Origin of the sequence: Xanthobacter flavus, assembly GCF_017875275.1 — a bacterium.
GTDB lineage: Bacteria > Pseudomonadota > Alphaproteobacteria > Rhizobiales > Xanthobacteraceae > Xanthobacter > Xanthobacter flavus_A.
In genome coordinates, this window is the sequence record NZ_JAGGML010000001.1 from 2,651,399 (window position 1) to 2,665,364 (window position 13,966).

At 68.3% G+C, this 13,966-nt stretch carries 15 protein-coding genes and 1 pseudogene; 10 read left to right on the forward strand and 6 right to left on the reverse strand.

Features of this window, described 5'->3' with window-relative positions:
- Positions 1-4: 4 nt before the first annotated feature.
- Positions 5-787: a trehalose-phosphatase gene (gene otsB / locus J2126_RS12805; RefSeq protein WP_245327893.1), complete on the reverse strand. Its 783-nt coding sequence runs from the start codon at positions 785-787 to the stop codon at positions 5-7.
- A gap of 179 nt (positions 788-966) precedes the next feature.
- Here otsB and J2126_RS12810 point away from each other — a divergent pair, with 179 nt between their 5' ends.
- Positions 967-1,368 (forward strand): hypothetical protein, encoded by a 402-nt coding sequence (locus tag J2126_RS12810; protein ID WP_209487321.1) that lies wholly within the window; start codon positions 967-969, stop codon positions 1,366-1,368.
- Positions 1,369-1,470: 102 nt separating this feature from the next.
- On the forward strand, positions 1,471-1,740 hold the full coding sequence (locus J2126_RS12815) for a YMGG-like glycine zipper-containing protein (RefSeq protein WP_024276680.1): 270 nt from the start codon (positions 1,471-1,473) through the stop codon (positions 1,738-1,740).
- A gap of 217 nt (positions 1,741-1,957) precedes the next feature.
- Here the strand turns inward: J2126_RS12815 and J2126_RS12820 are convergent, their stop codons facing one another.
- Positions 1,958-2,134: a DUF1328 domain-containing protein gene (locus J2126_RS12820; protein WP_209487323.1), complete on the reverse strand. Its 177-nt coding sequence runs from the start codon at positions 2,132-2,134 to the stop codon at positions 1,958-1,960.
- 257 nt (positions 2,135-2,391) lie between these two features.
- Here J2126_RS12820 and J2126_RS12825 point away from each other — a divergent pair, with 257 nt between their 5' ends.
- From J2126_RS12825 to J2126_RS12850, 6 genes are all read left to right on the forward strand, one after another.
- On the forward strand, positions 2,392-2,730 hold the full coding sequence (locus tag J2126_RS12825) for a hypothetical protein (protein ID WP_209487330.1): 339 nt from the start codon (positions 2,392-2,394) through the stop codon (positions 2,728-2,730).
- Positions 2,731-2,851: 121 nt separating this feature from the next.
- Positions 2,852-3,103, forward strand: coding sequence for a hypothetical protein (locus J2126_RS12830; RefSeq protein WP_209487332.1), 252 nt, complete (start codon positions 2,852-2,854; stop codon positions 3,101-3,103).
- Positions 3,104-3,353: 250 nt separating this feature from the next.
- The gene (locus J2126_RS12835) at positions 3,354-4,625 is read left to right on the forward strand and encodes an extensin-like domain-containing protein (RefSeq protein ID WP_209487334.1); all 1,272 of its coding nucleotides are present in this window, start codon (positions 3,354-3,356) and stop codon (positions 4,623-4,625) included.
- 4 nt (positions 4,626-4,629) lie between these two features.
- Entirely contained in the window at positions 4,630-5,400 is a 771-nt protein-coding gene (locus J2126_RS12840) for a DUF429 domain-containing protein (RefSeq protein WP_209487335.1), read from the forward strand.
- Between the two features lie 84 nt (positions 5,401-5,484).
- The gene (locus J2126_RS12845) at positions 5,485-7,011 is read left to right on the forward strand and encodes an acetyl-CoA hydrolase/transferase family protein (RefSeq protein WP_209487337.1); all 1,527 of its coding nucleotides are present in this window, start codon (positions 5,485-5,487) and stop codon (positions 7,009-7,011) included.
- A 126-nt stretch (positions 7,012-7,137) separates the two neighbouring features.
- On the forward strand, positions 7,138-8,637 hold the full coding sequence (locus tag J2126_RS12850) for a phosphomannomutase/phosphoglucomutase (RefSeq protein ID WP_209487339.1): 1,500 nt from the start codon (positions 7,138-7,140) through the stop codon (positions 8,635-8,637).
- Positions 8,638-8,658: 21 nt separating this feature from the next.
- Here J2126_RS12850 and J2126_RS12855 read toward each other — a convergent pair.
- From J2126_RS12855 to J2126_RS12870, 4 genes and pseudogenes are all read right to left on the reverse strand, one after another.
- Positions 8,659-8,969: pseudogene (locus tag J2126_RS12855) on the reverse strand (HigA family addiction module antitoxin).
- A gap of 4 nt (positions 8,970-8,973) precedes the next feature.
- Positions 8,974-9,918, reverse strand: coding sequence for a sugar kinase (locus tag J2126_RS12860; RefSeq protein WP_209487341.1), 945 nt, complete (start codon positions 9,916-9,918; stop codon positions 8,974-8,976).
- A 58-nt stretch (positions 9,919-9,976) separates the two neighbouring features.
- On the reverse strand, positions 9,977-10,681 hold the full coding sequence (locus J2126_RS12865; RefSeq protein WP_209487343.1) for a lysozyme inhibitor LprI family protein: 705 nt from the start codon (positions 10,679-10,681) through the stop codon (positions 9,977-9,979).
- A gap of 9 nt (positions 10,682-10,690) precedes the next feature.
- Positions 10,691-11,878 (reverse strand): pyridoxal phosphate-dependent aminotransferase, encoded by a 1,188-nt coding sequence (locus J2126_RS12870; RefSeq protein WP_209487348.1) that lies wholly within the window; start codon positions 11,876-11,878, stop codon positions 10,691-10,693.
- 172 nt (positions 11,879-12,050) lie between these two features.
- Here J2126_RS12870 and J2126_RS12875 point away from each other — a divergent pair, with 172 nt between their 5' ends.
- Both J2126_RS12875 and J2126_RS12880 read left to right on the forward strand, forming a co-directional pair.
- Positions 12,051-13,163 (forward strand): NAD(P)/FAD-dependent oxidoreductase, encoded by a 1,113-nt coding sequence (locus tag J2126_RS12875; RefSeq protein WP_209487349.1) that lies wholly within the window; start codon positions 12,051-12,053, stop codon positions 13,161-13,163.
- Positions 13,164-13,196: 33 nt separating this feature from the next.
- Positions 13,197-13,964, forward strand: coding sequence for an aldolase/citrate lyase family protein (locus J2126_RS12880; protein WP_209487350.1), 768 nt, complete (start codon positions 13,197-13,199; stop codon positions 13,962-13,964).
- Positions 13,965-13,966: the final 2 nt, after the last annotated feature.

Here is a 13,966-nt window from a genome sequence, read left to right on the forward strand (position 1 = left end):
GAGGTCACCTCCTTCGTTGTCGCGGCTCGGCCGCGAGATGGGTGATAAGAGCGCGCACCGAGCGCGGGTTCGGAAGCAGGGCCTGGGCGCCGTCCCGGGGCACACCGACAGCGACGGCGATGCCCCCGGCGCGGTTCACCGCGCGGAAGCCGGCCTCGTCGGTCACGTCGTCGCCGATGAAGACGGGCCGGCGACCGGCGAAAGGCGTGGTGGCCATGAAACGCCCCACGGCCGCGCCTTTGTCGATTCCCTGACGGCGCACCTCGAAAACGCAATGGCCGGGCATGATCTCGATGCCTTGCCGCCGACCAACCAATTGCGCCAGCGCGCGCTTCAGCACCGGCGCGATTTCCGGCCGGGCGCGGTAATGGATGGCCACCGCGTTTTCCTTGTCCTCGGCCAGTACGCCCTCGAACTCCGCGGCGGTGGTGCGCAGGTCGTGGCGCAGATCCTCGTCAAGGGCAGGCGCGCGCTCCGAGGGTCGCCCGGCGGAAAGGCGAATGTCCGCGCCATGAACGCCCGCGGCAGCGAACCGGCCAGCGCCGAACAGATCATCGAGTGAGGCGAGCGAACGCCCGCTCACCAGCGCCAAGGCCCCCTTCGCGCGAGCGGCCAGGGCGAAAAGGGTGTCGGGCAGGCCGCTCGGCACCACCACGGCGTCCGGCCGCGGGGCGATGTCGATCAGGGTGCCATCCACGTCGAGGAAAAAGGCGTGAGTCGCAGGATCGAGGGCCATAAAGGCTCCCGGAATTTCAGAATCCACGGCGGGAAGCGATCCTTTGGGCATACCGAGCACGAGCCAGACCTTTGGAATATCCGGTAAGATAACGCCTCTGCGGCGCCACGGTTCCCCCTCAGCTTCGACTCAATGCCGCCACAGGGAGGCGCGAACAGCTTGGCTTCGGCTTTAACTGCGGAACCGGAGCGGTTCGGCGGCGTTCGTCTCGGCGTTACGGGAGACAGCATATGCTTGGCTTGCACAGGAGTTCGACCGACGGGTTTTCCCGGCGCCTTTCGGCGTTGCGGGACGAACTCGACACCCTTCAGTCGTCGTTTCACAAGCGGGAGCGCGAATGGGGGCGGCTTGCGTCGAACGTCGCGTCCGATGCGCACGACTGGGTGGCTGAGCGGGCGGAAGCGCTGCCGAGCCTGTCCTTCGACAGCCTGCGCCGGCATCTCCCGGCGCTGCCCCATCGCCCATTCCGCGCTGAGGCTTCAGCCCTGCCGGTGATCGCGGCAGCGGTGGCGGTGGGCGTCGGAGTCGGGTGCGTGCTATATGCCGTTACGTCGCGCGGCCGCCGGACCGCTCGCGGCGCGCGCGCGGATGCGGGCGAGCAGGGGCCTGAGACGGTGGATAACAGCTTCTGACGCGCCTGCGTCGAGGCACATGGGATCGCCTTTCCGGCCCGGAGCCGGTCAAGGGTTAGAATGGATGTCCGGCATGCCGCCGGCAGGGCAAGGGAGAAAAAGATGAAAGCGGCTCTCATGATTGGCGTGATGGCGCTCGCGCTCGGCGGTTGCAGCGAATATTCGCGGCAGGATCGCGCGGTGGGCGGTGCTGCCATCGGCGCGGGCACCGGCGCGCTCATCGGCGCGGCTGCCACCGGCACCGGCACGGGCGCGCTTGTGGGCGGCCTCATCGGCGCCGGCACTGGCGCCATCATCGGCGCCGAGACCACCCCCCGCGCCTGCTGGGCGCGCGATGCCTATGGCAACCGCTATCGCGTGCAGTGTCCCTGATTTGAGGGGCTGCCCCGCGCTGGTTCTGGCGTGGGGCGCACCGTTAAAAACGAAAGGCGCCCCTAAGGGCGCCTTTTGCGTTTCTTCTGACCGCCATAGCGGCGCCATTAGGTCGCTCTTTACCTTAGCGGTTTATGACCGAGGCATCTCCAAGTGACTTCAGGGCGGCCCGAACCCAATCGGACCGCCCTGTTTTTTACCCCTTCGCTTTCCCCGATCAGACGGGGCCTCGTCCCCGCCGCATCAGCCCCATGACCGCGGAGATGACGAACAGAATGATCGCGACGAAGAAAATGATCTTCGCGATCTCGATCGCCGTGCCCGCGATTCCGCCGAAGCCCAGGACTGCGGCGATCAGCGCGACGACAAGAAAGGTAATCGCCCAGCTCATCATTGCCGTGTCTCCTTGCTATTTACCGGGATAATCGTGCACCGCCGGCTGAAGCGGGTGGGTGGACCAGATCACATCTCGCCGACGTGCAGTTGTTACACGGGCAGACAACTTCCAATGGCTCCGCTTGTTCCCTGTCTTCGCCGCCGATCCGCCGCAAAGAACGCTTTGCCGGTGGCGCCACGTTTGGTGAACGAAGGGCGGAACAAATCCGCTCGCCCCGCGTTTTCTCGGCGATCTGGACACGCAGGAGGAGGCGGATGAGCGAATTGCGAAACGAATCCCTGCCGGTTGATTCCGCATTGCGGAACACGGGCGCGCGTCGCCATGAAGGTGCCGACGAAGGCGCATTGGCGGGCGTGGATACCTCTCCTCACGGCTATGATCCGGTCGAGTTCGGTCCCGGCGAAAGCCGCCGCGATTTCCCCCCGCGCCGCGAGCGTGGCGCGGATGAGGAGCGTCGGCTGCTCAAGGAGATCAGCGCGGCGTTCGAGGGGCCGGACAAGCGGCACGATATGGACGATGGTCCGGGCGTGAATGCGGACGGCCCCGAAACACACCCTGACACCGCGCATCTCTCGCGCCTGTATCGCGAATGATGTCCGATGCCAGAACCTTATTGCAACGCACGCGGGCGTGGCTCATCTTGAGCTCGCCCGCGTCTGTCAGAAGACCCTCGCCATGAGATCGGCTCGCTTCCAAGGCCCCCTCGATACCCCCATGACGACGCAGCACCAGAAAGAGGCAGGCGGCATGCGAACGCCTCACCGCCGCGACATCTCCGCCCGTCAGGATCTGCTGGGCCGCGAGCTGCGCCAGTTATTCGACGATTACACGCAGGAAGACATGCCGGACGATCTGCAGGATCTTGCCGAGCGTCTTCAGGCGGCCTTCGAGGGTCGGGAGCCCGACGGTGAAGCAGGAGCCGCCGATGGCGCCGCCCAGCCGGCGGCCGAGCCGAAGAAGGACTAGGCCCGGCCCTGATCGCTGCGGGCGTTTCTGCGGCAAGGCTCTGATCCCAGTTCTGGCGGCAGCGCGATCGGCGACGATCCCTGCCGCCTGAATCATTTTCTGAAATCGTCCTGGACCCCCATTTCCTCCGCTTGCGATTGCGTAGCGGAAGGGCATGGGGGTTATATTTTTCAATGGGCTGCGATCATTTTTGCGGTCATCGGCGGTGCGCCTTAACCCCTTTGCAAGGCCGGCTCCGCAAGGTGGGGCCATGTCGCGCGACACGCCCCGCATCTTCCTCGCCCTCCTTCTTCTGGCCGGCGCCCTCTCGGGCTGTCGCTTCGGCCTGGAGGAACGCGATTCGTGGCGCTCCCAGGCCGAGGAGCAATGCCTTGCCGCCAAGGCCGTGGTGGCATCCGCCTATATGGAGCCGGTTCCCGCCGTCCAGGGTCCGGGCGCCTGCGGCATGGACCATCCGTTCCGTGTCAGCGCGCTGGCGCAGGGCAATGTGATGCTGGAGCCGGCCGGCCGGCTGGCCTGCCCCGTGATCTACCAGGTGGACATGTGGGTTCAGGAGGTGGTGCAGCCGGCGGCGTTGGCGTGGCTCGGCCAGCCGATTGTCGCCATCAGCCAGATGTCGGCCTATTCCTGCCGCGGCATGAACGGCGATCCCAATGCGAAGATTTCCGAGCATGCGTTCGGCAACGCGCTCGATATCGGCGGTTTCCGGACTGCCGACGGTCGCTGGATCACGGTGAAGAACGGCTGGAAGGGCTCGCCCGAGGAGCGCGGCTTCCTGCTTCAGGTGCAGGCGGGCGCATGTGAGCGCTTCACCACCGTGCTCGCGCCCGGCTCCAACATCTTCCACTACGACCACATCCATGTGGATCTGATGCGCCACGCCAAGGGGCGGACCATCTGCAAGCCGGCGCCGCGCCCGATGCCCGCGCCGACCATGCCCACGAAGGCCCCGCCCATGGTCTCCACAATGGAGCCCGTGGCGCCCGCACCGTCCGTGGCGGAGGCCCCGGCGGTCTACGCGCCGCCGGCGCAGCAGGTGTCCGCCCCGGCGGAGCAGCCATCCTTCTTCTCCACGCTGTTCGGCGGACCGCGCCCGGCGCCGCAGCCGCAGCCCGAGCCGGTTGCCGCCGAGCCGCCGCCGCCCCTGCCGCCGGTGCAGAGCATGCGCCCGCCCGAGACGCAGATCATCGCCTCGCCGGCACCGACCCCTGCCGGGTATCCGGCCCCCAGCTATCCCTCGCCCAGCTACCCACCGTCGAACTATCCGCCCGCGTCCGTCGGCCACGCGCCGGCGCCCGCCGCCGCCCGTGCCGCGCCGCCACCATCGGCGCCGCCGTCCCAGACGAAGGGCGCGTCTCAAGGCCTGCCGCCCGGCTGGCAGGTGGGGCCGCAGGGCGTGCCTATGTCCTATTCGTCGAACAGCAATCCGGAGACCGGCTCCATCAAGCGGAAGTATTACACCGCGCCCATTCCGCAGCCCTCGACCATCCCGCTGCCCAAGGCCAAGGCCGGAGAGGACTGAGCGCATGTCACGCCCAGCGCGCGCGGATCTGCCGTTCGCGGGCATCGACGGCTGCCGGGGCGGCTGGGTCATCGCGCAATGGGACGGCGGCGATCATCTCCAGCTCTTTCGCCGCACCCGCGTGGAAGAGCTGTTCGATGCGCCGGATGCACCCGCCATCGCCTGCGTGGACATGCCCATCGGCTTGCCGGAGACCAGCGAGATCGGCGGCCGGGAGGCGGAGCGTGCGGTGCGCCCTTTGCTCGGTGGGCGGCAATCGTCTGTCTTCTCCGTCCCGGCGCGCGCGGCGGTCATGGCCGGCGTGGGACCGGGGGACGAACGGGAGCGCTTCGCCGCCGCCTGCGCCGCCGCCCTCGCCCATTCGAGCCCGCCGCGCAAGGTCTCCATCCAGTGCTTCAACCTCTTCCCCAAGATCGCGGAGCTGGACGAGCTGCTGCTGCGCCGGTTGGAACTGCGGGACCGGCTGATCGAGTGTCACCCGGAGGTGTCGTTCCGCATCATGAACGGCGCTCCGCTGGACGTGGCGAAGAAGGTGAAGAACCGGCCGCATGGCCCCGGCCTCGACCTGCGCATCGGCCTCCTCGCCCGTGCGGGCGTGCCGGTCGATCTGCTCCACGCGAAGACCGCGACTGCGCTGCGCGCAGGGCTGGATGACCTCGTGGATGCCTGCGCCTGCGCCGTCACCGCCAAAAGAGTGTTGGAAGGCAAGGCCTTGCGCTTTCCCGACCCGCCCGCGCGCGACGCCTTTGGCCTGCCGGTGGCGATCACCGCCTGAGCGGCCTTCCCTTTAAGTCGAATTCCGGTGGTCCCGCGCGCCTCGCTATGCGCAAGGGATTGTCCTCTCGACGGAATTGCCGACATGCCCGAGACCCGCATCCGCCTCTCGTCTTTGCGTGACAGGATTGTCCCGGCCGAGGAGGCCGCTGCGCTCATCGGCGACGGCATGATCGTGGGCATGAGCGGCTTCACCCGCGCCGGCGAGGCGAAGGCGGTGCCCATGGCGCTGGCCGCCCGAGCCAATGCGGCGCACGCCCGCGGCGAGCCGCTGCGCATCACCCTCATCACCGGCGCCTCGCTGGGCAACGACCTCGACAAGCAGATGGCGGAAGCGCACCTGCTCTCCCGCCGCATCCCGTTCCAGTCCGATCCCGCCCTGCGCAAGGCGATCAACGCCGGCGAAGTGATGTTCGTGGACCAGCACCTGTCCGAGACGGTGGAGCATCTGCGCACCAACCAGCTCGGCCCGATCGATGTGGCGGTGATCGAGGCGGTGGGCATCACCGCGTCCGGCGGAATCATTCCCACCACCTCGGTGGGGAATTCCGCCACCTTCGCCATTCTCGCGAAGAAAGTGATCGTCGAGATCAATCTCACCCAGCCGGCGGAGCTGGAGGGCCTGCACGACATCTACATCCCCACCCGCCGCCCGTTCCGCGAGCCGATCCCGGTGGTGACGCCGGAAAGCCGGGTGGGCCTGCCCTTCATTCCCGTGCCCCCGGAAAAGATCGCGGCCATCGTGGTGACGCGGAAGCTCGATTCCGCCTCCAACGTGCTGCCGCCGGACCCCGAGACCGCCGCCATCGCCGGCCATCTCATGGAGTTCCTGAAGCACGAGGTGAAGCTCGGCCGCATGACCAACCGCCTGCAGCCGCTGCAGGCCGGCATCGGCACCATCGCCAACGCGGTGATGCACGGCTTCATCGAGAGCCCGTTCTGCGACCTCACCATGTATTCCGAGGTGCTGCAGGATTCGACCTTCGACCTGTTCGACGCCGGCAAGCTGAACTTCGCTTCCGGCTCGTCCATCACCCTGTCCAAGGCGAAATACGACCAGGTGATGCCGCGCATCACCGACTACAAGTCGCGCCTCATCCTGCGGCCGCAGGAGATTTCCAACCATCCGGAAATCATCCGCCGCCTCGGCCTCATCGGCATCAACACGGCGCTGGAATTCGACATCTACGGCAACGTCAATTCCACCCATGTGGGCGGGACCCACATGATGAACGGCATCGGCGGCTCCGGCGATTTCGCCCGCAACGCCTATCTGTCGGTGTTCGTCACCAAGTCCATCGCCAAGGGCGGCGCCCTGTCCTCGGTGGTGCCCATGGTGAGCCATGTGGACCACACCGAGCACGACGTGGACATCCTCGTCACCGAGGTGGGCCTCGCGGACCTGCGGGAGCTGGCCCCGCGCGAGCGGGCGCGCACCATCATCGCCAATTGCGTGCATCCGCTCTATCGCGATGCGCTGTCCGACTATTTCGATCGCGCCACGGCGCGCGGCGGGCACACGCCGCACATCATCGAGGAGGCGCTCTCCTGGCATGTGCGGGCGCGGGAGGAGGGCAGCATGCTCCCGGAAAAGACACGGAAGATCGCGTGAGCGCCACGGCGGCGTCACCGTGCCGCCGCGGCGCGGGGAACTAATCCCAAGCGCAGCCGTTCGTTCGGTCACGAATCCGTGCTATCTCGCGACCGCGAAATTACGTGCTGCGAAGGAATGGTGCCCATGTTCCCGACGCCGAAGCCGGTCCTGACGCCCAACACCTACGCCTACGAATCCGAGCCCATGGTGAAGCCGACCGGCTTCCGGGAGTATGACGCCCGCTGGTTGTTCCAGAAGGAAATCAACCTGATGGGGGTGCAGGCTCTGGGCATGGGCCTTGGCACGCTGATGCACGAGATGGGCGTGAAGCCGGAGATCGTCACCGGACACGACTTCCGCTCCTATTCCTCCTCCATCAAGCTGGCGCTGGTGTCCGGCCTCATGGCGGCGGGCATCAAGGTCCACGACATCGGCCTTGCCATGTCGCCCATGGCCTATTTCGCCCAGTTTGCCCTCGACGTGCCGGCGGTGGCGATGGTCACCGCCTCGCACAACGACAATGGCTGGACCGGCGTGAAGATGGGCGTCAACCGTCCCCTCACCTTCGGCCCGGACGAGATGACCCGGCTCAAGGAAATCGTGCTCGGCGCGAAGTTCGACCTCAAGGGCGGCGGCGCCTACGTGTTCGTCGAGAACTTCCCCGAGGTCTACATCAAGGACCTTACCGACCGGCCGAAGCTGAAGCACCCCATCAAGGCGGTGGTCGCCTGCGGCAACGGCACGGCCGGCGCCTTCGCTCCGAAGATCCTGGAGGCGCTGGGCGTCGAGGTGGTGCCGCTCGATACCGAGCTGGACCACACCTTCCCCAAGTACAATCCCAATCCCGAGGACATGGAGATGCTCCATGCCATGCGGGACGCGGCGCTGGAGCACAATGCGGACGTGGCCCTCGGCTTCGACGGCGACGGCGACCGCTGCGGCGTGGTGGACAACACCGGCGAGGAGATCTTCGCCGACAAGGTGGGCGTGCTGCTTGCTCGCGACCTCGCCAAGATCTACCCCAACTCCACCTTCGTGGTGGACGTGAAGTCCACCGGCCTGTTCGCCACCGACCCAGAGCTGATCAAGCTCGGCGTGAAGGCGGACTATTGGAAGACCGGCCATTCCTACATGAAGCGCCGGGTGAACGAGACCGGCGCGCTGGTGGGCTTCGAGAAGTCCGGCCACTACTTCTTCAACAAGCCGGTGGGCCGCGGCTATGACGACGGCCTCGTCTCCGCCATCGCCGTGCTCGACATGCTGGACCGCAACCCCGGCAAGAAGCTCTCTGAATTGCGCGAGGCACTGCCCAAGACGTGGTCCTCGCCCACCATGTCCCCCCACTGCGCGGACGAGGTCAAGTACGGCGTCGTCGCCAAGGTGGTGGAGCATTACGAGAAGCTGGCCGCCGAAGGTGCCACCGTCACCGGCCAGAAGATCCGCGACCTCGTGACGGTGAACGGCGTGCGCGTCACCTGCGAGGACGGCTCCTGGGGCCTGCTGCGCGCCTCCTCCAACAAGCCCGAGCTGGTGGTGGTGGTGGAAAGCCCGGTCTCCGAGGCCCGCATGCGGGAGATGTTCAAGGAGATCGACGGCGTGCTGCGCCAGCACCCCGGCATCGGCGAATACAACCAGACGATCTGAGGCGGTATCGCGTGCCGTGGATCAGGCGGCCGGAGCCAATGGCTTCGCCCGCTCGATCCGCGCGCGCTCCTCGGGCGAGTTCAGCGTCCGCCAGAGATCCGTCCGGCGCTGGACGTTCAGCCAGAAATCGACGCTGTTGCCGAACACCCGCGCCAGAATGAGCGCCGTCGCGGCCGTGACGGAGCGACGGTCGTTGCACAGTTCGTGACGTGCTTCCTCGGAACGCCCATCGCCTCGGCCAGCGGCGCCTGGGTGAGGCCGAGCGGCTCCATGAATTCCTCCACGAGGATTTCGCCGACCCCTGCCGGCTTGCGCTTGGTCCTGTTTGCCATCCCCTCAATGCGCCGTGGCGCCCTCCTGGGTGGCGCGGGGGATGATGGCGCCGCGGTGCATGATGACTTCGGCGGCGAGGCGGTGGCCGGCCTGGGCGGCGGCTTCGGGCGTCGCGCCGGCGATGCGGGCGGCGAGATAGCCGGCGTTGAAGCTGTCGCCGGCCCCCGTGGTGTCGAGGGGAGAGACGGTGCGCTCCACCGGCACCTCCACGGTGCGCCCCTCGGCATGGACCAGCGCGCCGCCGGCCCCGTTCTTCACCACCACCTCGCTCACCCCGTAGGTGGTGATGCGCTCGATGGTGGCGGCGGGCGAGGCATCGCCCCACAGGGCCGCCTCGTCCTCGAAGGTGGGCAGCGCCATGGAGGACCGCTTCAGCGCCTCGGCGAACACGGTGCGGGCGCGGGCGAGATCACCGCCCCAGCCGCGCGGGCGGAAATTGCCGTCGAACACCCGCCAGGCCGGCGGTCCGCTGCGGCTGTCACCGGTCCCGCCCGCCATCTCCAGCGCGGCGAGGAAGCGGCCGAGCCCCTGGTTGGAATAAAGCGAGAGGGTGATGCCGGAGTAATAGACGGCACCCGCGCCCACCAGCGCCGCCGCCACGTCCTGCCAGCCATCCGCCTCGAAGAGGGAGCGGGCGGGGGAGGTGTCGCGCCAGTAATGGAAGCTGCGCTCGCCGGCGTCGTCCGTGGTGATGAGATAGAGGCCGGGCACCTTGCCCTTGGCGCGCGGCACCAGGCTCATGTCAACGCCTTCCGCCGCGCCGAGGGCGAGGATGTCGCCGGAGAAGGCGTCGTCACCCAGCGCCGTGGCATAGGCCACGTCCGCGCCGGCGCGGGCGAGATAGACCGCCGTGTTGAAGGTGTCGCCGCCGAAGGCGAGGCCGAAGCGCCCGTCGGAACCGCGGGCGAGTTCCACCATTACCTCGCCCACACAGACCACTTTCGCCACGGCTGCCTCCGTTCATCGCGCCCTGCGCCTGGCGCCGGACCCTATCACAGGGCGAGGCTCATTCCATCGGCGGCGGCACCGCGTGGGTCCAGGTGCCCGCGCGGGGCGCCGGACCGCTCGGCCCGGAGACGCCCGGGCCGGCCTTGGCACCGTCAGAGGTCGCCTGCCGCGCGCCGTAGCGGGCCTTGAGGTCGGCGGCGCGGGCACGGTTGGCGGCGATGAGGCAGAGGGAGCGCTGCTCGAAATTGCCGATGCCGCGCGGCCCCTCGAATGGCGCGACGCCCTGGCAATCGAGATTGCGGAACAGCAGGAATCGCGACTGCGCCTCGTCGAGCTGCGTCTTCCAGCGGGCGCGCTGGGTGCCTTGCAGGTCGGTCCGCGCCTCGATCACGGTGAAGGCGTTGGCCAGCTCCGCCTCAAGCGCCTGCTCGGAGGTGCGGGTGACATCATAAAGGCAGCGATTGTACTGCCCGCCGGAGACCTTTTCGCGCGGGCAAGCGACGACCACCTTCGCGCGCTCCGGCATCGCCGCATCGCCGCCGGTTCGGACGGCGGGCGCGGTCAGCTGCGAAGTGGCTCCGGGCTGCGGGTCGGTGTCGGCGGAATGGCCCGGCGCCGGCTCGGGCTCCGGCAGAGCAGGGGCGACCATGGGGGCGGGACCGTCCGGCGGCGGGCGGGTCAGCACCAGCAGCACAGGCGAAAAGGCCAGCAGCACGAGGGCGAGGGCGAGAAGCGCCCGCCGCCCTGGTCGCCGCCGCGCCATCCCCACGCCTCAGGCCACCTTGCGGTTGGCGGCGAGGAAATCGCCCATGCGGCCGAGCGCGGCGGTGATGTTCTCGCGCGAGGTGGCGTAGGACAGGCGCAGATAGCCCTCGCCATGGACGCCGAAATCCGGCCCGCCGATCACCGCGACGCCCGCCTCCTCCAGCAGCGCGGAAGCGAGCTTCTTGGCCGAGGTCCAGCCGGTGCCGGTGATGTTGGGGAAGGCGTAGAAGGCGCCCTTGGGCGTCGCGCAGGTGACGCCGGGCAGCGCGTTCAGCCCCTCCACGACGATGCGGCGGCGGGCGTCGAACTCGGCGGTCATGGCGAACACCGCATCCTGTGGACCTTCGAGGGCGGCGATACCGGCATACTGCGTCGCGGCGTTGACGCACGACCAGCAGTTCACCGCCAGCTTGCGCACCTGATCGTAGAGGCTCTTCGGCCAGATCGAATAGCCGAGGCGCCAGCCGGTCATGGCATAGGTCTTCGACCATCCGTTGAGCAGGATGAGCCGGTCGCGGATCTCCGGATAGGCGAGGAGCGTGCGGTGCTCTTCCCCGTCGAAGAGGAAGCGATCGTAGATCTCGTCCGACATGAGCGCGACATGGGGATGGGCGGCAAGGCCCTTCACCAGCTTGTCGATCTCCGCGGCCGGGGTGACGCCGCCGGTGGGGTTGGCCGGCGAATTGATGATGAGCAGCCGCGTCTTCGGCGTGATGAGCGCCAGCGTCTCCTCGGCCGAGAAGGCGAAGCCGTTCTCCTCGCGGATCGGCACGGGGATGGGCGTCGCGCCGGTGTGCTCGATCATGGAGCGGTAGATGGGAAAGCCGGGATCGGGATAGAGAATTTCCGCGCCGGGCTCGCCGAACAGGCGGATGGCCGCATACATCGTCACCTTGCCGCCGGGCACGATCATCACGAGGTTCGGGTCCATCTCCACGCCGTAGCGGCGGTTGAGATCGCCCGCCACCGCCTCGCGCAGCGGCAGGATGCCCACCGAGGGCGTGTAGCCGTGCTGGCCATCGCGCAGCGCCTTCACCGCCGCCTCGACGATGTGGGCGGGCGTCTGGAAGTCGGGCTGGCCGATGCCGAGGTTGAGAATGGAGCGCCCCTCCGCCTGAAGCGCCGTGGCGCGGGCCAGAACGGCGAAGGCATTCTCCTCGCCGATGCGGTCGAAGGCGGGATTGGTGGTGAGCATGGCCGGCAGATCCTCGGGCGCGCGGCGTCTCGTGCGCCGCGTTCAAAAAGGACGCCTTGGATAGCACCGAAGGCCGCAGGTGGGGAGTGGGCGAAAATCTGCTGCAGCGCGCAAAGCGTAGCCATGGTCAGCATGTTACGAGGGGCCGCGTGCCGAATCGCGAGGAGCCCTCATGCCAGCACCGACCCCCCGCCCGCCGTTCCAGGACACCGAGATCGCGATCGTCGGTGCGGGCATCGTCGGGCTTTCGGTGGCCCATGTGCTGACGCGCCTTGGCATTTCCGTGCGCTGCTTCGATGCCGGAGCGGCCGGCGGCGCGCAGTCGGCGGGCGGCTCGCGCATCATGCGCGCGGCCTATAACGACCCGAAGATGCTCTGGCTCGCGCGGAAGGCCAGCACCGGCTGGGCACGGTGGGAGGAGGAGGCCGGCCGCCCCCTCATCGAGCGCACCGGCTCCTTCCTCATCGTCTCCGAGGCCGAGGCCGAGCTGAAGCGCCTCGCCGGGCTCGATCTGAAGGTCCGCTTCGTCTCCCCCGCCGAGCAGGAAGAGCTGCTGCCGGTGCATCGGCCCTGGGCGAAGCCGGTGATCCTGGAGGAGGAGGCCGGCACCATCCGCGCCCGCGACAGCATCCAATGGCTTGCCGCGACGCTGGGCGATGCGCTCCACGAGCATACGCCGGTGCTGGGCCTCACCCAGCGCGCCGGGCATGTGCTGGTCTCCACCCGCAGCGCCATCTACCGGGCGCGGCGTGTGCTGGTGGCGGCGGGGATGCAGACGCCGATGCTCTCCGGCGCCATGGGCGTGAAGGTGCCGCAGGTCTACAGCGTCCACCAGCGCCTGCTCTTCCCCATGACCGGCGATCTCGCCGCGCGGCCCATGGTCTCCTTCCGCGACAAGAGCGACCACCGCCACGGCGTGCTCTACACCTACGGCCTGCCGGCGCTGCATGACGGCCTGTTCGCCGTGGGGCTGGAGCCGAGCGACACCGACCGCAGCGGCGGCGGCCATCCCGACCAGGTGATCGAGCACACGCTGGCGCTGGCGGCGCAGACGCTGCCCGGCCTCGACACCGCGCGCTTCACCATCGAGAGCTGCGTCTCCACCTCGCTGGAGCATCCCGACGACGGCGCGCCGTGGGAATCCGAACGGCTGGAAGTGGTGCGGCGCGGCGCGGTGGACTTCTTCGCCGGCGGCCACCTCTTCAAGTTCGCCCCGGCGCTGGGCGAAATGCTCGCCGGCATGGTGCTGGGCGAGGAGGTGCCCGCTATGCTCCGCCCGGAATAAGCTTCGCCGATAAGAATCCCCCGAGGAAGCCCCATGCAACTGCCCGAGAACCCGTTCAAGCGTGCGCTCCATGCCAGCACCCAGCAGATCGGCCTGTGGTGCGCCGTGCCGTCCAATTATGTCTCGGAAATCCTCGCCGGCGCGGGCTTCGACTGGCTGGTGCTCGACACCGAGCATGCACCCAACGAATTGCCGAACGTCTTCAACCAGCTCCAGTCCATGGTGGGCTATGCCACCCAGCCGGTGGTTCGGGTGCCGTGGAACGATGCGGTGACCCTGAAGCGCTTCCTCGACATCGGCACCCAGAGCTTCCTCATCCCCATGGTGCAGGACGCCGAGGAGGCGCGCGCGGCGGTGGCGGCGACGCGCTATCCGCCGGACGGCATCCGCGGCTATGCGGTGGCCTCCCGCGCCACCCGCTTCGGCCGCATCGGCGATTACTTCACCCGCTATGCCGACGAGATGTGCGTGCTGGTGCAGGTGGAGACCATGGAAGCGCTGGAGAAGGTGGAGGAGATCGCCGCCGTGCCGGGTGTGGACGGCATCTTCATCGGCCCCGGCGACCTCTCCGCCTCCATGGGCCTCCTGCACCAGCCCACCCACCCGAAGGTGGTGGAGGCCATCGAGGACGGGCTGAGGCGCATCACGGCCGCCGGAAATCGCGGCGGCGTGCTGGTGGTGGGAGACGAGGCGCTGGCCCGCCGTTACATGGCGGCCGGCTCGGTCTTCACCGCCGTGGGCGTGGATGCGGCCCTGTTCGCCCGCAGCGCCGATGCGCTGGCGAAGCAATACAAAGTCTGACG